The 18340-nt window shown below is 56.5% G+C and carries 18 protein-coding genes and 1 pseudogene; 7 read left to right on the top strand and 12 right to left on the bottom strand.

What is annotated here, in order from left to right; all coding sequences use genetic code 11:
• The first annotated feature begins 84 nt into the window (after positions 1-84).
• From ACYZTU_RS12970 to ACYZTU_RS12955, 4 genes are all read left to right on the top strand, one after another.
• Complete coding sequence (locus ACYZTU_RS12970; RefSeq protein ID WP_461970661.1) at positions 85-579, top strand: fasciclin domain-containing protein; 495 nt, start codon at positions 85-87, stop codon at positions 577-579.
• Between the two features lie 34 nt (positions 580-613).
• Positions 614-1642, top strand: coding sequence for a YkgB family protein (locus tag ACYZTU_RS12965; RefSeq protein WP_449644748.1), 1029 nt, complete (start codon positions 614-616; stop codon positions 1640-1642).
• A gap of 490 nt (positions 1643-2132) precedes the next feature.
• Positions 2133-3272, top strand: a complete 1140-nt coding sequence (locus tag ACYZTU_RS12960; RefSeq protein ID WP_449644749.1) for a glutathione-independent formaldehyde dehydrogenase — start codon at positions 2133-2135, stop codon at positions 3270-3272.
• A 135-nt stretch (positions 3273-3407) separates the two neighbouring features.
• The gene (locus ACYZTU_RS12955) at positions 3408-4505 is read left to right on the top strand and encodes an alpha/beta hydrolase (protein WP_449644750.1); all 1098 of its coding nucleotides are present in this window, start codon (positions 3408-3410) and stop codon (positions 4503-4505) included.
• 349 nt (positions 4506-4854) lie between these two features.
• On the opposite strand, the gene ACYZTU_RS12950 is transcribed toward ACYZTU_RS12955, so the two are convergent.
• Positions 4855-5412: an ATP-dependent Clp protease proteolytic subunit gene (locus ACYZTU_RS12950; RefSeq protein ID WP_449644751.1), complete on the bottom strand. Its 558-nt coding sequence runs from the start codon at positions 5410-5412 to the stop codon at positions 4855-4857.
• 255 nt (positions 5413-5667) lie between these two features.
• On the opposite strand from ACYZTU_RS12950, the gene ACYZTU_RS12945 reads away from it, so the two are divergent.
• Complete coding sequence (locus ACYZTU_RS12945) at positions 5668-6099, top strand: con-10 family general stress protein (protein WP_461970659.1); 432 nt, start codon at positions 5668-5670, stop codon at positions 6097-6099.
• 149 nt (positions 6100-6248) lie between these two features.
• Here the strand turns inward: ACYZTU_RS12945 and ACYZTU_RS12940 are convergent, their stop codons facing one another.
• From ACYZTU_RS12940 to ACYZTU_RS12900, 9 genes are all read right to left on the bottom strand, one after another.
• Positions 6249-7469: an MFS transporter gene (locus ACYZTU_RS12940; protein ID WP_461970657.1), complete on the bottom strand. Its 1221-nt coding sequence runs from the start codon at positions 7467-7469 to the stop codon at positions 6249-6251.
• A 201-nt stretch (positions 7470-7670) separates the two neighbouring features.
• Positions 7671-8069 (bottom strand): YfeK family protein, encoded by a 399-nt coding sequence (locus ACYZTU_RS12935; RefSeq protein ID WP_461970655.1) that lies wholly within the window; start codon positions 8067-8069, stop codon positions 7671-7673.
• A 205-nt stretch (positions 8070-8274) separates the two neighbouring features.
• A complete protein-coding gene (locus ACYZTU_RS12930) occupies positions 8275-9258 on the bottom strand; it encodes a Csu type fimbrial protein (RefSeq protein ID WP_461970654.1) in 984 nt (327 codons plus the stop codon).
• Positions 9259-9275: 17 nt separating this feature from the next.
• Complete coding sequence (locus ACYZTU_RS12925) at positions 9276-11669, bottom strand: fimbria/pilus outer membrane usher protein (RefSeq protein WP_461970652.1); 2394 nt, start codon at positions 11667-11669, stop codon at positions 9276-9278.
• 56 nt (positions 11670-11725) lie between these two features.
• Complete coding sequence (locus ACYZTU_RS12920; protein ID WP_461970650.1) at positions 11726-12511, bottom strand: fimbrial biogenesis chaperone; 786 nt, start codon at positions 12509-12511, stop codon at positions 11726-11728.
• A 27-nt stretch (positions 12512-12538) separates the two neighbouring features.
• The gene (locus tag ACYZTU_RS12915) at positions 12539-13039 is read right to left on the bottom strand and encodes a Csu type fimbrial protein (protein ID WP_461970649.1); all 501 of its coding nucleotides are present in this window, start codon (positions 13037-13039) and stop codon (positions 12539-12541) included.
• Positions 13040-13043: 4 nt separating this feature from the next.
• Complete coding sequence (locus ACYZTU_RS12910) at positions 13044-13580, bottom strand: Csu type fimbrial protein (RefSeq protein WP_461970647.1); 537 nt, start codon at positions 13578-13580, stop codon at positions 13044-13046.
• Positions 13581-13597: 17 nt separating this feature from the next.
• Positions 13598-14131, bottom strand: coding sequence for a Csu type fimbrial protein (locus tag ACYZTU_RS12905; RefSeq protein WP_461970645.1), 534 nt, complete (start codon positions 14129-14131; stop codon positions 13598-13600).
• Positions 14125-14625 carry a Csu type fimbrial protein gene (locus tag ACYZTU_RS12900; RefSeq protein ID WP_461971023.1) on the bottom strand — a complete coding sequence of 167 codons (501 nt, stop codon included), beginning with the start codon at positions 14623-14625 and terminating at the stop codon, positions 14125-14127. The genes ACYZTU_RS12905 and ACYZTU_RS12900 overlap by 7 nt, the downstream gene beginning before the upstream one ends.
• 455 nt (positions 14626-15080) lie before the next feature.
• Between ACYZTU_RS12900 and ACYZTU_RS12895 the strand changes: the two genes are divergently transcribed.
• Entirely contained in the window at positions 15081-16217 is a 1137-nt protein-coding gene (locus ACYZTU_RS12895; protein WP_461970643.1) for an ATP-binding protein, read from the top strand.
• 579 nt (positions 16218-16796) lie between these two features.
• Here ACYZTU_RS12895 and ACYZTU_RS12890 read toward each other — a convergent pair.
• Complete coding sequence (locus ACYZTU_RS12890; RefSeq protein ID WP_449644761.1) at positions 16797-16958, bottom strand: DUF2986 domain-containing protein; 162 nt, start codon at positions 16956-16958, stop codon at positions 16797-16799.
• A gap of 104 nt (positions 16959-17062) precedes the next feature.
• Between ACYZTU_RS12890 and ACYZTU_RS12885 the strand changes: the two are divergent.
• A pseudogene (locus tag ACYZTU_RS12885) lies at positions 17063-17266 on the top strand (hypothetical protein); the annotation flags it as partial.
• A gap of 176 nt (positions 17267-17442) precedes the next feature.
• Here ACYZTU_RS12885 and ACYZTU_RS12880 read toward each other — a convergent pair.
• Positions 17443-18138, bottom strand: coding sequence for a tRNA (adenine(22)-N(1))-methyltransferase (locus tag ACYZTU_RS12880; protein ID WP_461970641.1), 696 nt, complete (start codon positions 18136-18138; stop codon positions 17443-17445).
• Positions 18139-18340: the final 202 nt, after the last annotated feature.

Below are 18340 nucleotides of genomic sequence, written 5' to 3'. Positions count from 1 at the left end.
CTAGGCTGAGGGGGAAAGGATGTCTAACGTGTGAAAAAAAGCAACGCTGAGAATTGATCCAGCCAACAAACAAGGAGTTTGACAGTGAAACTATGGTCGCCCCTCGCATTGGCGATGCTGCTCATCGTTAGTAGCATTGTGTCGGCGAAAGATATTGTCGAGACGGCCAGGTCGGCTGGTCAGTTCTCAATCCTACTCAAAGCCGCGACTGCAGCTGGCTTGGACAAGACGCTATCAGAGCCTGGCCCCTATACCGTATTTGCGCCGACGGATGCCGCCTTTAATGCTCTGCCGCCGGGAGCGCTCGATAGGCTGATGCAGCCGGAGAATAAGGATTTGCTGAAACAGGTGCTGGGTTATCACACCCTGTTCGGTCGTTTGACGACCAAGGATCTCAAGGACGAGAAATCTGCCGCTACGGCAACGAACGGGCAACCTGTAATTCTGGAAAAGAAGAATGGCGCGGTGATGGTGAATGACGCCAAGATCATTCAACCCGACATTCCGACCGACAATGGCGTCATCCAGGTGATCGACAAGGTGTTGATGCCGGCCAAGCCCGTTCAGCCAAAAACGTGAAGTCGAGTGCACTCTTCCAACGGAGTAACCTTTCATGACTGACACGAAACTTTACCCCTCTTATTCCGTTGCCCCACTCACGCGCAATGGCGAGCGTGCTAAAGCCCTTGGCTCGATCCTCATGCGCTGTGCCCTTGGCGTGATCTTCCTTTGGTTCGGCGCAATGAAGTTCACTAGCTATGAAGCAACAAGCATCTCACCCTTCGTGATGAACAGCCTGTTGGTCGGCTGGTGGCATGGGGTGTTCGGCATACAAGGCACCTCTCATATCCTAGGCGTATTCGAAGTAGTCGCGGGCGCGTTACTGTTGGCCGGCTTTGTCAAACCCCTCCTGTCGGTGATCGGTGGTGCGATGGGCGTTATCACCTTTCTCATCACGCTTTCGTTCCTCTTCTCGACTCCCGGGGTGGCGGAACCGCTGGCCGGCGGCTTCCCGGCATTGTCGGCGGCTCCAGGTCAGTTTTTGTTAAAGGATGTGGGCCTGCTCGGCATTTCGCTGTTTATCGTTGGCGAGTCGCTTTTGAGGATGCGATCCGGCGCGGTGAGCGGCGTTGCGAGTATCGATGCATCTATCGACCGACGGAGCGAAACTGGCGCACAGATCCTCCGGTGGGGGGTAATCGTGATCCGCTACGGATTAGCGTTGATCTTCCTGTGGTTTGGCGGCATGAAGTTCACAAGCTATGAGGCAACGGGAATTGCGCCGTTCATCATGAACAGCCCGCTAGTCAATTGGTGGCATTCGCTGCTCGGTATTCAAGGCACCAGCTATATGCTCGGGATAATCGAAATCACCACCGGCATTCTGTTGACGCTCTACCAGATCACGCCGCGCGCGTCCGTAGTGGGCGGCGCCATGGCGGTAGTCACCTTCTTGATCACGCTGACTTTTTTCCTTACGACGCCAGGTGTTGCCGCGCCGATGGGATTCCCCGCGATCTCAGTCCATATTGGGCAATTTCTTCTCAAGGACGCGGGACTGCTTGGCATCTCGATCTGGCTTCTAGGCGAATCCCTGCTCGCATCGGCAGTTCGTGCCCCAACGGCCCTGGCGCACAGGTAGTTTAAAATTTCCGTACAGCCTTGCCAAAAACGCCCAGACGTCTAACGCTGTTCGTTGGCGCTCTACGGCGGCGTACCATTCGGCTCCTATTAGGCGAGCTTTGATCGATCATCTTCCGAAGAACTGCTGTTTGAAGCTTGGTACGCCCCAAACGGTTCTTTGGCTTACTCTAAAAATTCGCCTCGTCGGTAGTCGTGACAATTGAGAATTCAGTCGATGCAAACAAGATGATGCATACAAAATTGGTTAGCTCGTACTGGCACCTCTCTTCAAACTCCATCCCTCATTTCAAATGGACAGTTTGTTCCTCGTCTGCGCTCGAAAATAGATGCCAGCGAGAGCAAAAAATTCATATTTGTCGACGCAAAGTCAATCGATTTACCGCTCGTCAGCCTCTCGAATGAATTATTTGAACATCAGTTGATTTTCCCCTGACAGATAAATGATGAGCAGACGAAATTCCCCTTCGTTTCACTAATGGGAGAGCAACATGAAAGCAATCGTTTACAACGGCCCACGCGACGTGAGCGTGCAAAATGTTCCGGACGCCAAAATCGAAAAACCTACAGATGTTCTGGTTCGAATTACCACGACCAACATCTGTGGCTCAGATCTGCACATGTACGAAGGCCGTACATCAATGGAGACAGGCCGAGTATTTGGACACGAGAATCTTGGTGAGGTAATTGAGGTGGGAGCCGGCGTTGACCGGGTAAAGGTCGGTGATCGCGTTTGCCTGCCTTTCAACATCGGCTGCGGGTTCTGCGAAAACTGTGAGAAAGGCCTGACCGGTTTTTGTCTGACTGCCAACCCAGGTAATGCCGGCGCCGCTTATGGATTCGCAGAAATGGGACCTTATCAAGGAGGGCAGGCTGAGCTGCTCCGCGTGCCTTACGCGGACTTCAATTGTTTGGTGCTGCCGGAGGATGCGCAAGAGCGTGAAGACGACTACGTCATGCTGTCTGACATCTTTCCAACGGGATGGCACGCCACTGAGTTGGCAGGCCTGTTACCTGGCGAAAGCATCGCCATTTATGGCGCCGGCCCGGTCGGTCTGATGGCCGCTCACTCAGCCATGATCAAAGGTGCCTCCCAAGTGTTCGTGGTCGACAATCAACCCGACCGTTTGAAGCTGGCTGCTCAGATGGGCGCTACTCCAATCAATTCGCTTGAGAAGGAAGCCGTGGATCAGATTCTCAATCTGACCCTTGGCAAAGGTACTGATCGCGGTTGCGAGTGTGTGGGTTACCAATGCTGCGACCGTCATGGGCAAGAAGCCAATCACCTCACCATGAACAACCTCGTCGCTTCGACGAAGGCTACCGGCGGGATCGGTGTCGTCGGCGTGTTTGTCCCGCAAGACCCAGGTGCCAATAATGAGCTCGCGAAGGAAGGCAAGATGGCCTTCGACTTCGGTGCTTTCTGGTTCAAGGGGCAGCAGATCCGAACAGGTCAAGCCAACGTCAAAGTATACAACCGTCGCCTGGCTGAGCTCATTCATCATGGTCGTGCCAACCCGGCTCAAATCATTTCTCATCGGCTGAAACTCGCTGAAGGGCCTGACGCCTATAAGCACTTCGATGCGCGTGACAATGGCTGGACAAAGGTTGTGCTCAAACCGGCTGCTTAAGTCGCTGAGCATTGATGCTTTTGCCGGCTCAGTAAGATCGCCGGTACTCTCTATCGTGAAAGCTAAGCAACCGAAAAACCCGACTTATGGCGTTGCGTGCGTCTAAGTTGGGCTGTCGGTGTGAGGGGAAATACAATGACTACGAACCATCGCAAACTGGCCATTGCACTGTCCGCCATTGGCGTCATCACTTTGCTAAGCGGGTGTGCTCGCGACCCTGACAAACCTTCAGTTTCTCAGGTTGCTGCCAGTGGTACCAAAAGCATGCTGCGCACTGATTCGGACATGCAGAAAGTCCTGAATAAATTTGCCAGCTTCGATGGCAAAGCAATTGAGAAAATCACGCCTGCCGAAGCTCGCAAGCAACCGACAATGGCCGACGCCGTCAAAGGGGTACTGGCAGACCAGAAACGCGACAGTGCGCCCACAGCACTTGTACCAGGCGTCACCACCCGTGAGATACAAGTATCTGGTGCCGTAGGCTCAATGCCCGCGACCGTTTATACACCGGAAGGCGCAGGGCCGTTTCCAGTGGTCTTGTATTTTCACGGTGGAGGCTGGGTCTTCGCCGACCGCAAGGTCTATGACGGCGGCGCGCGAGGCCTAGCAAAGCAGGCTAATGCTGTCGTTGTTTCTGTGGACTATCGACTCGCCCCGGAAAACAAATTCCCCGCTGCACATGACGATGCCCTTGCAGCTTACCGTTGGCTGACAACGAAAGCGTCTTCGATTAATGGTGATCCGAAGCGTCTTGCGCTGGCAGGCGAGAGCGCGGGCGGTAACCTTGCCGTGGCGACGGCAGTAGCAGCTCTTAAGGCTGGACTGACTGCTCCGAAGCACGTGCTGTCTGTTTATCCCGTAGCCCAGTCGAACATAGGCACCGAGTCGTACCTGAAGTACGCAGATGCGATTCCGCTCAACCGTCCGACAATGCTGTGGTTCATTTCACAAGTCACTACCAGCGCTGCGGACAGCAAGGATCCGCGTATCGACTTAGTACACGCTAATTTGCAAGGACTGCCTCCGGTCACTTTAATCAACGCAGAGATTGATCCTTTGCGGGATGACGGTGCTCAACTGGAACAGGCACTGCGAAGCGCGGGTGTGAGCGTCGAGCGTCGACTCTATCCTGGGGTTACCCACGAGTTCTTTGGCACTGCCGCTGTAGTGCAGAAGGCCCAAGAATCACAGACGTATGCCGGCGAACGCCTTAAGGCTGACCTAGGGATGTAGCAACTACTGAAAAAAGCGACTCGGCTCGAACCGAACCAGCGTCCCTCTCTCTGTTATCGGCAAAAACTCGCGGAAAGGCCTGCCACGACAAACATTCCGACGTCCGTGGCATGGGGGGGGATTGGCGCCTTTGTCGTCTTCCCACCCGCCTCTACTAAGGCAAAAATCACCGCGCTGGCTAGCGAGTTGCTCCAGCGCAAAACAGCGTCGCTCATAATACATAAAGAGGTCGGGACTAGAAGAGAAGACATTCCCTCGTACCGCAGATCCTCGGAAATGCCAGCGGGGTACAGTATGCTGATGCGTTTCGGCATTTTTAAGCTGCCTACTCATGACGACCGCTCCGACCTCATCCACCACTTACTTTCCAGTGTTTGACATCATCGGCAAATACCATCTGTTGCATCTCATGAGCAATGCCGTAGGCCAGGGATTCGTGTGCAGCGATGACTTTTTCTTCCGCTGAAAGGCAATGAAAAATATCGAGCTTGGTCTCTGCGTCAGCAGTTTCGACTGTGAAAATTTGCACGTAACGCGCGAGGTCGTTGTCGAGGCTCAACAGGTATTCACGCAGGCGCTGATGGTCGACTGATTTTTGGCTGAAGTACCAATTCATCGGGTGAATTAGGAAGCGTGAGTGGGGCGAGGTGATGCGTCGGCCTGCCGCCAAAAACATAATGATGCCCATTGATTCGATGTTGCCCGCGTTGATTGCGCATAGCGGTACCGGCAATGACTTCAGGAACGTGTAAAGAGTGAAGCCAAAGTTAGTGCTACCCCCGCTTGTAGAAAGATTGAGGAGCAAGGAGGTGGCGCCTTGATCGATGGCCTCGAGGCAACAGTCCCGGAAGCGCTCAGTCGTTCCCTGATCGATTTGGCAATGAAAGTGGACGATGTGTTCGGTCATCGGCTTACCCTTTTTAACGGGACGGCTAGAGCACCTTTATAACCTTAGTAAAGAATTGACCTCTTTTAAGGAAAATCCAAGCGGAATGACAACCTGCGTCGCCTCTACCGCCAGTCGATTCGAATGTATTATTGCGGAACTAATAGCCTGATTCCGCTTGTCGTGAGAGGCGCACATCTGGTCAAACTTTCGACTTTTTGAGACCTCCGAATTAGACGAGCCACTGGGCTCGTAACTGAGAAGAGGTGGCTAGAGATGGCTAATACCGGAAAAGATAATCCCGGCAATTTTTCCAATGACCGGGACAAGGCCTCAGATGCCGGCAAGAAAGGCGAAGAGACCTCAGGTGGCAATTTTGCCAACGACCCACAACGTGCTTCAGAAGCTGGTAAGAAAGGCGGTCAGGCTTCGGGCGGGCAGCAGTCGAATGATGCGAATCGTTCAACTGGCGGTGGACAAGGAGCTGGTCGCGCAGGCAACTTTGCTGATGACAAAGAAAAAGCTTCTGAGGCAGGCCAAAAAGGAGGCCAAGCTTCGGGCGGACGCCAGTCTCGCGACGCTGATCAATCGACCGGCGGTGGGCAAGGAAGCAGTCGCGGCGGTAACAATGCCGAGGACATGGAAAAAACCTCTGAGGCTGACCGTAAAGGAGGTGTTCAAAACCCCGACGGCGGACGCAAATCCTGACGCCTTGTGAGCCACATCAAGCCCCGACTGATTCGGGGCTTGATCTTATGGCTTGGTATATAGGCAAGTAGGTGCCGACCTGTTTGCTGCTGCTCTAAAGCGCATAAAACCGGAACAACGAGTGGCGCCTAAAGCGGTTAGCTGTTCGTTCAAAACCATTTATTTTGCTTTTGGTTGCGCTTACTGCTTCTGAATAACAGTAACAACAGAGCTGTTGTGGCAAGCAGTGCACCTGCGAGGAAAGTGCTACCTGACCCAATGCTTTGCCAAAGCCAGCCCGCAAGAACGCTGGCGATCAGCATGCATATACCACTGACAAGATTGAAAATGCCGAAGGCAGTGCCCTTGAGTTCTGTGGGAGCGTTATCAGCTACCAGCGAGGCAAGAATGCCTTGGCTAAATCCCATATGAAGCCCCCACAGGGCAACGCCCAGCATCATCGTGATGACAGAACTGGATTGAGCGAGCACCAGATCCGCCAGAACGAGTATCCCCATCCCTATGCAGAGTAGTTTTGTGCGAGGAATGCGATCAGATAGCCAGCCGGCAGGATAAGCAGACAGCGTATAAAAAAACGCCATTACCACCATCACCAGTGGAGTCCAGGTGATCGACAGGCCTATCTGTTGCGCTCGTAATACCAGAAACGCCTCGCTGAAACGAGCAAGCGTAAACACCCCCCCAATTATGACGACCCACCAATACTCAGAGGAGAAGTCGTGAAGGACTTTCCAATGAATTGGAGATCGAAATTTGTGTTCGCTCGCGGGCTGTATGGGCTCTTTTACTCCAATGACAATGAGCGCCACCGCCACTGCTGCCGGAATCACTGCAAACCACAGGACAAGCTGTATATCTGCGAGCCATAACATAAGCAAGATGGCCAGAGCAGGGCCAAGAACAGCCCCTACGGTATCCATCGACTGCCGCAGTCCAAAACAGGCGCCACGGATTTCTGGTGGCGACACATCTGCGACCAGAGCATCACGTGGCGCCCCACGAATGCCTTTGCCAATGCGATCCAGCAATCGTGCTGTAAAGACCACTTCCACCGAATGAGCTAAAGGAAAAAGTGGTTTGCTCAGCGCGGCTAAACCATATCCAAGCAACAGTAATCCTTTGCGCCGACCAATAAAGTCGCTGATAGCGCCAGAAAATATCTTGACGAGCATGGCGGTCGACTCGGCAATACCCTCGATCACTCCGACGGCCAATGCACTCGCCCCCAATGTAGTGACCAAAAACACAGGCAGTAAACTGTGTACCAGCTCGGACGATAGATCCATGAATAGGCTGACAAAGCCAAGAGCCCAAATCGTGCGCGGAATACGAAAAGGCTCCGCTTTGGTGTTTGAACTTTCGCTACTCATATTTTCATCCTGTACCCATCGGCATCAAGGAGAGACTGAGAAAACTATTTAGTAGTGCTTGCAGGCGAACCAGGGTCCCGACAGAGCGGCCGCTTAAACCAGAACGATGAGCACCGCCGCCACTTTACTCAACGGGCACTTCACATGATGCAAGTGAAAAAGCCCAACGCCATCCAGAGCGTTATTCGACATGAGACAAACTCAACGAAGCTGCCGTTGCCTCTGTAGTTCCCTCTCCAGCCAGGTGCTTGCCGGTTGCACGCCTTCTGGACATCGCACTTCATAGGCGCGGCCACTCATACTGCTTTTAGTGGCAGCAAGATCGATGAAGTCTTCTGCGCTGCTCACCATGTTCTTGCCTTCGAGATAATTCAGCTTCTTCTCCAGATGCACCCGAGCCTGGGGACCTGGGAATTCGCTCCCGTTACGCACAAACTGACACTCACTATGCTCGACAAAGTCCAGCAAGCCCTTTATCTCTTGAGTGACTTGAGGTGTGGCTTGAGCCTGCGCATTGGTTACGATTGCGATAAGGCTAATACCAGCGGCAATCAGCAATCGGCTGATGGGCCGAGCCGCCGCCCCTATCCATGTCTGCATGATTCATCCTCGCCGTGAAAATGGAATGAATGTAGCTACCTCCAACAGATACCACCTATGTGCCAGGACAAGCACGGACTTTAACCTGCTGCCTCGTGGCAGCAGCCATTCCGATGGGCTGCAAGCCGAGTACTGGTCCAGCGGCGGTTATGACGATGCGATCGGACCGGCCGACCACACAAATGCTCAAGCAAACCCTGCGGCTCTAAAAGCCTACGTCCAGCACCACATTGTCGATATACGTTCCCCCCGGTGGGGTGTTCTGGTCCGTGTAGATCTTGGCGTTGTAGTTGAAAATCTGACTGCCGGTACCCAGGCCGTTGCCCGGGTTGACCTCGGCCGTGGAGCTGGCGCGGCGCGCTGTCGTCACACTGCCCCAACGGGTGGTGGTGGCGCTCTTGAAGATGTCATAGGCCAGCAGATTGCTGCCGGAGATCATCTGCCGCCGCCCACCCACGCTTGCCGGGTTCTGGCCGTCACTCAAGCCCACGGTGTAGGCGCTGCCCTTGGTGCAAGCGATGTTGATGGTCTGCCCGGTCACGGCACTGAAGCCACTGACCACCGGTGCGCTGCCAAAGCTGATGTTGGGCGCGGTGATCTGGCAGTCGTTGGTCACGGTCATGCTGACGGTCAGGCTGGCGGTGCCGGTGCCGATATCCCGCATCAGGCAGATGGCGCCAGTGCCCAGCGCAGCACAGTAGTTCCAGCTCCAGAAGATGCTCAAGGTCTCGCTGTAGACCCCGGCCGCAACGTTACTGCCAGTAATGCTGCCCAGGTAAATCGGCACTGTCTTGTTGCCTGGTCCGGATACCAGGCCAAGGCTCTGGGCAATATTGTTGCTGGCAAAGTCGAACTGGGTTCCACGAGTGATCGGGTAACTGGTGCTGTTATTGGCGTAAATCGTATAACCAATGACGTCACCCGTCGGGCCGACCATGCCGCTGGTCGCCGAGGTGATCGTTGCATAGAAGTGATCGCTGGCCGCCAGCAGCGAGATCAACGTCGCTCCACAACTCAAGCCGGCGTTGGTGGTCGAGCTGGCCTGGGCGGCGGTACGCACCGTCATCGAACTCACTGAGCCGAAACCGGCCGGCACGGTCGACACCACTGAGCAAGCCGCCCGGGCCTGTGCCGCGAAAACCAGGCTTGCCAGCAGCGCCAGTGAGTACACCCCTTGCTTGAGCCGCATGTCCACACTCCTCCACTTTATTGACAAACCAGCGGGCCAATCAGCGGCACCTGTTCCTGCTGAATGTCCAGTTCGAAGGTCGCCTGGCAGGTGTGGCCCTCGCCCACGGTCACCCGCAACGTGTTGTGCTCGGCCAGGCTTTCCAGGTAGACCAGGCCATCCCAGCCCACCACCGCCTGCGCGCCGCTTTGCTCATGCTGCACCAGGCTGCTCAGGGGCAGGTCCTGGTGCTGGGCATCCACCAATGTGATGCTGGCCGCAATGACCCGGCGCACCGGAAACTCCAGCACATAACCACTGCCTCGGCGAACCGCCACGCGTTGCTCGACCTGCGGGGTTTGCACGTTGGACGGCAGGTTCAACGGATCGATTTCATACTTGGCGCGGTAATAGGCGCTGCTCCAGGGCACCAGCAAATGCCCATTGCGGTCGGTTTCCCCTATCTTCTGGTTCTCGTAGAGCACCGGCACACCGGCAAAGCCATCGGTACTGACCACCACAAAGGCGTCATTGACCCGATTGGCGGCGAAGACTTGCTTGTCCATCCAGACCAGAGAGCCGCTGGCGTCCGCCCAGCGGGTTTGCGCATCGCTGCTGCCATACACGCCAGCCTGCAACTGCACCGACTGCAGACGCCAGGTCAGGTCGGCCTGGCGATAGGCCGGACCGTCGCCACGGGCGTAGCCGAGGTTGTAGCCCACGCCACCGTCGGTGGGGACCGCACGGCTGTAGTTGACCCGTTGACGGTTTTCTCCGGCCTGGGTGCGTTCATTGCTCAGGCTCAGACTGCCGTACATGTCGAAGGGAATCACCAGTTGCGCCTGCATGGCCCAGTTGCTGTCGCTAATCTCGCGGTTGGCGGACAGGTAGAAACTGGTGTTGTGCCATAGCTGTTTACTCCAGGTCAGGTTCAACAGCCGCGTGCGTGAATCATCAGCCGCCTGCACATCAAAATAGCCGGCGCCAATGCTGCCGTAGCTGTCCAGATTCAGACTCAGGGTCACCTGTTCGCTGCGCTTGCTGAGGCTGGCGTATGGCGTGTCGATCAGGGTCAGATCGGCGTACTGGTCACGGCGCCGTACCCTCTGGTAGGACAGGCTGTAGCGCTGGTTGCTGTACTGATAGCCCAGGCTCAATTGCTGGCCTTTCTCGCCGTCGAACTGGCTTTGGCTGAGGGCCGTGTTGAGCACACCAAAGTTGCCCAGCCGCAGGTTGCCGCCCAACCCGCCCAGGGTCAGGGAATTGGAGGCTTCGGCATGGCTCTCCAGGGTGAAGGTGTCCGATACCCCGTATCGAAAACTGCCGCTGGCCACCCCAGGCCCATAGCCGAAATCCCGCACGGTGTAGTCCCGGCGCAGAGTACCGGCGGCCACCGAAAAATCTGACAGGCCTTTTTGCAGCAGCGTACTGGTGACGTAGAACGGTACCGTGGTCGAGACCTGCCGCCCCAGAGCATCCGTGGTCACCACCACCGCTTCGCCCGCACCATTGATAAACGGAATATTAGTTAGGGTGTAGGGCCCAGGCTGCAGGTCGGCACTGCTAGATTTATAGCCGTTGATAAACAGGTCCACCGACGATGGCACAGCAGCCTCACCGGTGAACTGTGGCAAGGGGTAGGTCACCAAGTCTGGGCGCACGGCAAAGTCCCGTGACAGTTGCACTCCACCCAGGCGTACCGAACTGCTCCAGGGCAACGCACCGCTGATCACGTCGCCAGCCTCGTAAGTCAGCAGGCGCTCATCGTCGGAGAAGTGCCAGGTGGTGTCATAGCGCCGGTAGCCATTGTTCAGGGTGCTGCCTTCCACTTGGGCACCCATGGTGCTGCGGTACTGGCCGGTGTTGGACAGCGTGCCCCAGGTGTCAAACAGCCGGACTTCATTCCAGACCCCCAGGTAGGTACCGCTGTCATCGGTGTCGTTGAGGTAGGCGTCATAGTTGAGCAAGGCGCCAAAACTGGTCATCGCCTGGGTTCGCGGGTAGTTGCTGCGGTTGCCGATGAACTGATCCGGCAACCAGGCTGGCGGCACATTCAGCAACAAACGTTGGCCCTGACTGTCGTAATCACTGTGCAACCCGGCCAGGCTGTCGAGGGCGACTTCTTCGGTCACGCCAGCGGGCAGTTTCATACCCAGGTCACGCAATGTGGCCGCCGGCAGAAACAACCGTTCGGCACGCTGATTGACGGCGACCACCCGGCCGGTGTCCATCTGGTTGACCACAAGTTCCAGAAACAACTGGGCATCGGCAACAGCCTCTATATTGCCGGGGGGGGGCGGCAACGCAGCGGCCATACCCAGAGGCGTGAACACCAGGCCATACAGGTAACTCACTGCCACCACCGATCGCCACAGATAACGAAGCCGATCCTGGCTCATGAAGGCTTTGTGTCCTTCAATGGACATCTCCATCCTGTTCAAAGCAGGGACTGCCCCTGCATCACGCTCCTGACCGCGGCACTACCGTCCTACCGTCCTGGCGTAATGTTTTCCACGTTTGTTGCCCCGTTGATCCGCACCTGCAACGGCTGATCGGCCAGCACCGTATCCGGTACCGGCCAGCGCATGGTCGCGCCCGGCAGCACGTAGCCGAGCAAACCCTCCACCAGCGGCCGAAGCTGGCCGCCCTGCTTGAGCGCGGCATCAGTCAGCCGGGCGTGCACCGCGCCTTGATTGCGCATTTCCACATAGTTACGCCCAGCGACGGTGACCTTCTTCCAGCTCAGATCAGGCTTGCCTGCGCCTTTCGGGTCCCGCTGGCGGGTGCTGTCGTCCTTGCTCCACAGGCCGGGGCCATAAACAAACAAGGGCACCGAATAACGCATCTGAAAGCGGATGGCAGCAGCCGTCTTGCCATCGGCCGGCGGCGCTACCGGCGTCGCCGAAGGGATTTCATCGATGATGATCCGGTAGGCCAGTTCCTGGCCTGGCGGCACTTCCCGGGTTCGGGTCAGGCGCACCAGTTGCTTCTGCCCAGGTTCGATCTTGGCCACCGGCGGGCTGCCAATCACGTCGCGCTGGTTCTGGTATTGATCATCAAACCCGCTCTGGCTCCAGGCGAATACACGGATTTGCAGGTTGGCAGTCTCGGTGCCACGGTTCTCCAGCCACAACGCGCTGGCCTGTTGATCCGCTTCCAGAACCGGATCAATGGGCCAGATCAGCACGGAGCTGGCGGCCTGAACCTTGCCCATGCCCAACGCCACCAGCCCGATAAAACCCGCAACCCATAACCGTTGGGACGCTGAATACATAGACCCCACTCCTTGTGCCAAATAGCCTTACCACGACAGCTGCACCTGCAACACGTCGCTGTACGTCCCCCCAGGCTGATTACCCGGTAACTGCACCTGTCCGTAAATCGGCAGGGTGATGTTGTTAGCGTTGCTGTAGGCCACGCTGACGCTCTGGCTGATCCCCAGGCTCTGGCTCAGCGCGGCATCCTGAAACAACTGGTACGCCACCTGTGCGCTGCCGCTATTGAGCTGCAGGTGCCGGCCACTGCTGTTGTACAAACCGCCATCGACGCTCATGTTCAGGGTCACTCCCGGCGTGCATTGCAAGGTCACACTGCCGTTCAGCGGCACGGCGACGCTGCTGGTGGATAACGCCGAATAGGTGCCGAAGGTCAGACTGCCATAGTTCGACCCGCCGCCGACCACCAGGCAACCCGGCGTGATCGTCGCGCTGACCTGGAATGTCTGGCTGGTGACCGCGAGCAGTGACAGCGGCATCCCCCAGCCGATAACCACCGCCGCCGTCGTGTACCAGACGCCCTTCATGGCTCTAGAACGTCAGTTGCACGGATACCGTATCGGTGTAAGTACCGGCCGGCAGCCCCGTCTTGCCCACGGCTTGACCGTAGATATTCACGGTTTGCGCCAGGCCAGTGCTCGCGCCCACGTTGATCGTTCCGTTGATAGCCAGGAGCGTCGAATGCCCGGAGTCGGTATAGAAATCATAAGGCACGTAATTGGCAACGCTGTCGTACAGTGCCCGGGTACCGCCCGTCGATTGCCCGTCATGGGACCCTGCGCCCACGGTGATCACCGGCGAGGTGCCCGAAGAACACTGAATGGACAAGGCGCCCCCACCACCGCCCAGCACTTGGCCGGTGGCCGTGGTGAACTGGCTGTTGGTGGTACCAAAATTGAGCGTACCGAAGTTCAAGCCCGTGGTACCGCCGACGCCATTGACCAGGCAACTGTTGGTCAATATCAGGGTGGAACTGATCTGCCCGGTCACGGTGGTCGCCGCGTGAGCGCTGGAGGCCAACACCAGCGCCATCAACGGAAGGCCTACTTTTGAGACAAGTGCATGCATGATGTTCTCCTCATGGTTTACCAATCCAGTGTCACCGTCAGGGTGTCTGTGTAGATCCCGGCCGGTAAGGCCCTGGCATTCGCCTCCACCGAGCCGAATACCGGAATCGGTATTTGTGTGCTCTTGGTCACGATGAAATTACGTTGTTGGCCGATGCTGTAGCTGTTGCGACCGGAGGCATCGACAGAAAGACGATAGGGAATGGTCTGTCGACCATTGCTCAGGCGCCGGGTGCTGCCGTCGCCATGGGCACCACCATCGATGGTCACAGTGAAGCTGCTGACCGACGGGTTGCAAGAGACCGCCAACGGTGCCCTGTCACTGATCTCGGCATTCGGGCGGTTGTCCCAAGTCGGGCCTTGGTTGCCGAAATCCAGCACCGCCATCCGGCCGTCCGGGCTGACCGGGACGCTGTCGTTGCCTTTGCTCACCTCGCAGCTGGCGGTGATCACCAGCCGCGCGTGAACCTGCCCACTGACGGCAGCGTTGGCGTCATCAGCCAGCAGCAACAGGCCGGCCAGTGCCGCGAAGGCACAACGGCGGGCTACCATGTCACCGTCACCTTGAGCAGATCGGAATAGCGCCCAACCTGGGGAATGTCCTTGAGCGGCTCAATACGCCCGTAAAGCGGCAAATCCACCGACCCTGAATCCGGTACACGACCGCTGACCGGCGCATCCACGGCCAGAGGGATTCGCCGAGCGGCGTCGGTATAAATCCGATAGGGAATGGGTTTGGCTGACGCAGACGCGGCAGCCAGGTAACGTACCTCGCCAACGCCACCGTGCAGGCCACCGTCGACTCGTACCTGATAGAGCGTGTCCGGGTTGCACTCCAGGCGTGGTTGGCGCTGGCTGATCAGCGCGGCACTCAACGGGCCAGCGGGGTCATCCAGGCGCGGGCCGCTGCCAAAATCCAGCACCCCAAGTTGTTCGATACCGGTACTGCGAGTGGTACCTACCAATTGGCACCCACGCTGCACGTCAATGCGCACCTCCACTTGGAGCTGTGCACCGTAAACCGTGTTGCAGAGCATCGCGCTCATAACTGCCAAGACTGTGTGTCCCTTCACTGCCCCAATCCTTGTACAGGGGTGATTGCTGTGGATGAGGTTAGCAACGCAGGGGAAATCTGCCAGTCGGATCAGGTCTTGACGCCGGGCGTGGGGGCGGCTGACGCACTGTTCAGCGCGAAGCAAGTAAGCAGGCCAGCAGCCGAGTCCGTGGCGCTAATGAAGAGATGTTCGATCTATCGAACTGCGAAGACCGGCAAACTAGTATCAAGGCAGAAAACGACCCAGGCTGTGTGAAAACATAACGATGAGCCCTGCAACACAACCAGATGAACATTAACTGGGTAGGCATGCCTGACCAAGTCACATTTCGAGTCTATTGTTCTCTTTTGGCGTTCATGCAACACAACAAATCCATGTTCTACTGCACATTTATGGCTCGCCCTTCATTCCTGCCTGGAATTCACCTCATTACCTGGACTACCGGCATGCGACTGTCAGACTTTATCACCAAGAACCTTGAGCCCATTTTGCAGGCTTGGGAAGATTTCGCGCGAACCATTGACACACCTGGTGCGCCGCTGGATACCAAGGCTCTACGAGATCATGCCGAGCAGATGCTCCATGCCATCGTGCTCGATTTACGCACCAAACAATCGGTGCAAGAGCAAATCGCAAAGGCACAGGGCAATGCGCCGACGACCGATACGGAGACGCCTGCGGAAACCCACGCAGTTACACGACTAATGGCAGGTTTTACGATAGACCAAATGGTATCGGAGTATCGCGCGCTCAGGACAAGTGTACTAAGTCAGTGGTTGAAGCAAGTAAAGGCTGGTACCCCACTGGATGTGGATGATATGACCCGATTTCATGAAGCCATCGACCAAGCGCTAACAGAATCCATCGCGAGTTACTCGCGAGCAGTGGAGGCATCCCGCAACGTGTTTCTCGGCATCCTGGGTCATGACTTACGAACACCGTTGGGGGCTATCTTGCTAGGCGCTGACGTCTTGAGACGCTCAGAGAAATTAGGGGACCGGGCGACCAAGATCGCCTCCCAAATTTTCACTAGCGTAAAGCGAGCCAGTCAGATTGTCGGAGATCTGTTGGATCTAACTCGGTGTCAGATGGGCCCGGGAATTCCCGTCAAAAAAGAGAGATTGGACCTGTTGCCCCTCTGCGAGCGTATCGTAGATGAGATCCGGGCGTTTCATCCAGGTACGGATATCCTCTTCGAGAAGAAAGCATCGGCTGACGGGGAGTTTGATGGCGCGCGAATGGAGCAGGTGTTCTCCAATATCGTCAGCAATGCAGTGCAGCACGGTGATAATCATCAACCTATTGAGGTGACCCTGGACGTTTCAGAAGAGAGCATCGTTTTCACCGTACATAACAGCGGAGAACCGATCCCAGACGACGTTTTGCCCTTCATTTTTAATCCGATGGGCCGATTTTCTCAGCACTCGATCATCGACCATGGCCCTAGTGAAGGATTAGGTTTGGGCCTGTTCGTCGCCTCAGAGATTGTTGCATCGCACGGAGGCATCATTGAGGTGATTTCGGACAAAAAACACGGCACCACGTTCCTCGTCAGAGTACCTAGGCGCGTTTTCAATAGATGACAATCCTATGGTCACCGGCTATGACTTAATCGGAGGTGTCGAAGATGGCGCCCCCATTTCATCTAGCTCTTTCCTGCCCCGGTTGCCTGAGGAACTGCGAAACACTTCATTCTCTGGGGTGCTGCAAAATACGCTAACTGTCGTAGATCATTGTTTACGACAGCCGGCTGGATTGATGGTGTCCACACAGATACTTGTGGAAGACAGCCACTTTCAGCCCCGAAACATCCTGACCGAATACATCGCCAGTTTCACTACGCGCACCTCCAAATAACAACACTCAATGGAGATCGCCGCGCACTTCCTGCTCTTGGAGACATATTGAATCTTCGCCAACACCTGTCCTATGGTTTCTGTGTACGACCAGTGACCGCTTCACGCCCTGAGGAAGTCAGTCGCGACAGGCAGAAATCGGCCAAAAGCAGGCAGTCGAAGGTACCGAGGGAATCTGGTTCGATTCAGAGCCACGAAGCGGTTTCGACTTGAATGAATTGTTAGGCCGCGTCCTCGCGGTACGTGCCATCGGAATGAATAGCCCAATCAAATTTGTAAATGCCGGTGGTGCTTAAGCTACATAGATCAGCTCTCAGAGGAAATGATTGAGTCGTGACTGGATTCAGCAGCCAGCTTCAATCGGTCAGCTTTACTAATGTATTTAGACTTGCTTGGCGGTGCCAATTTGGCACTAGCCTTTTTGGCGTGAGCCTTTAATAACTGATTTATTTTTTTACGACGATTCATATTTTTCTACTCGGCTGGTAAGTTCTTGAATGATATCGGCTTAAATATTGGGCCAGATCCCGGTGATGCTCACTTAGGGCGGTCAGCGGTCAGTTCCGTTGGACATGCACTCTAGTCCTTCATTCAGACGGAGGACGAACCATGACCGTAACCAAGATTCGAGCCGGGCGCCCTGGAACAAAGGAAAGCTCGTGGGGCAAAAAGCGCCACTCCGGCTCAGGGATACCTGGGCGATTCGAGTGAAGCTTGAGCTAGCATACAAAACCCGGGACGTGGCTGTGTGTAATCTAGCAATCGACAGCAAACTCTTGACCGCTATGGGTCGTGGATTTCCATCAGTCATGACGGGCCGAAATCGGCCAGAAGCTGTCATTCAACTGTGGCTAAGAATTTTAGGGCAATTCAAAATTGGCCCTCGTTTCGTCGTAGGCTTTGTACGAAAAGTGCTTACGCGTCGACTTTTCGTACAAACCCTAGACCTGGCTCAAGCCAGCAGTTCGGTGATCCACCGGGCCTGCCGGGTGACGTCTTGCACCTTCTCCTCGGGCACGGCCTGCCGCGCCAGGGCGAAGTGGGTCAGGGTCTTCTGCTTCTGGCGCAGCATGCGCTGCCACTTGACCAGGAACGCCGGGCTGCGTGCCTGCATCTGCAGCGGGCCGAAGTACAGCTCCTCGGCGGTGTACATCACCGGCCCGGCGCGCTCGGCGACGATGATTTCGTAGTCGAAGCGCTTTTCCCGCAGCAGTTCCTCGCAGAGGATGCGGTAGCCATTTTCCATCAGCCATTGGCGCAGTGGCTGTTCGCCGCCGTTGGGCTGCAAGATCAGGCGCTCCTGGCCGCTCAGACGCGCCTTGCCGCTGTCGAGGATGTAGCGGATCGTCTCGCCGCCCATGCCGCAGATGCTGATCGCCGTGATTCCGTCTCCCGGCTCGATCGCCGCCAGGCCATTGGCCAGGCGCACGGTGATCCGCTGGTCCAGGCCATTCTCGCGCACGGTGCGTTCGGCCGAGCGGAACGGCGTCAATGCCACCTCGCCGGCCACCGCCGCCGCGATGGCGTTACGGCGCATCAATGCCACCGGCAGGTAGCCGTGATCCGAGCCGATATCGGCCAGGCGCGCACCGGCTGGAACATGCGCCGCCACGCGCTCCAGGCGCATGGACAATGTCTGTTCGTTCAACTGCAGCCCCTTTTCACCACAAGCGTCCAGCGCCTTTGGCCGGATCGGGGCACGATTCTGTCGAGCAACGCCGTGCATTTCAAATTTATGCGCCACACGGCGCTAAATAAGCGCGGCTGGTGCAACGGGTCGTGCGTTGCTACTGTCACTGACTCGACCCATTGCCTGATCTGGCTTGAGAACCGGCCACTTTGGAGCATCG

It is taken from the genome of Pseudomonas sp. HLT2-19-2, assembly GCF_054898005.1.
Note: the sequence above shows the minus strand (reverse complement) of the source record. Positions and strands in the feature narration are given on the sequence as shown.

Coding starts and splice junctions, on each gene's coding strand:
- ACYZTU_RS12965 (WP_449644748.1), top strand. CDS start 614: ATGACTGACACGAAACTTTACCCCTCTTATTCCGTTGCCCCACTCACG.
- ACYZTU_RS12960 (WP_449644749.1), top strand. CDS start 2,133: ATGAAAGCAATCGTTTACAACGGCCCACGCGACGTGAGCGTGCAAAAT.
- ACYZTU_RS12955 (WP_449644750.1), top strand. CDS start 3,408: ATGACTACGAACCATCGCAAACTGGCCATTGCACTGTCCGCCATTGGC.
- ACYZTU_RS12950 (WP_449644751.1), bottom strand. CDS start 5,412: ATGACCGAACACATCGTCCACTTTCATTGCCAAATCGATCAGGGAACG.
- ACYZTU_RS12945 (WP_461970659.1), top strand. CDS start 5,668: ATGGCTAATACCGGAAAAGATAATCCCGGCAATTTTTCCAATGACCGG.
- ACYZTU_RS12940 (WP_461970657.1), bottom strand. CDS start 7,469: ATGAGTAGCGAAAGTTCAAACACCAAAGCGGAGCCTTTTCGTATTCCG.
- ACYZTU_RS12935 (WP_461970655.1), bottom strand. CDS start 8,069: ATGCAGACATGGATAGGGGCGGCGGCTCGGCCCATCAGCCGATTGCTG.
- ACYZTU_RS12930 (WP_461970654.1), bottom strand. CDS start 9,258: ATGCGGCTCAAGCAAGGGGTGTACTCACTGGCGCTGCTGGCAAGCCTG.
- ACYZTU_RS12925 (WP_461970652.1), bottom strand. CDS start 11,669: ATGGAGATGTCCATTGAAGGACACAAAGCCTTCATGAGCCAGGATCGG.
- ACYZTU_RS12920 (WP_461970650.1), bottom strand. CDS start 12,511: ATGTATTCAGCGTCCCAACGGTTATGGGTTGCGGGTTTTATCGGGCTG.
- ACYZTU_RS12915 (WP_461970649.1), bottom strand. CDS start 13,039: ATGAAGGGCGTCTGGTACACGACGGCGGCGGTGGTTATCGGCTGGGGG.
- ACYZTU_RS12910 (WP_461970647.1), bottom strand. CDS start 13,580: ATGCATGCACTTGTCTCAAAAGTAGGCCTTCCGTTGATGGCGCTGGTG.
- ACYZTU_RS12905 (WP_461970645.1), bottom strand. CDS start 14,131: ATGGTAGCCCGCCGTTGTGCCTTCGCGGCACTGGCCGGCCTGTTGCTG.
- ACYZTU_RS12900 (WP_461971023.1), bottom strand. CDS start 14,625: ATGAGCGCGATGCTCTGCAACACGGTTTACGGTGCACAGCTCCAAGTG.
- ACYZTU_RS12895 (WP_461970643.1), top strand. CDS start 15,081: ATGCGACTGTCAGACTTTATCACCAAGAACCTTGAGCCCATTTTGCAG.
- ACYZTU_RS12890 (WP_449644761.1), bottom strand. CDS start 16,958: ATGAATCGTCGTAAAAAAATAAATCAGTTATTAAAGGCTCACGCCAAA.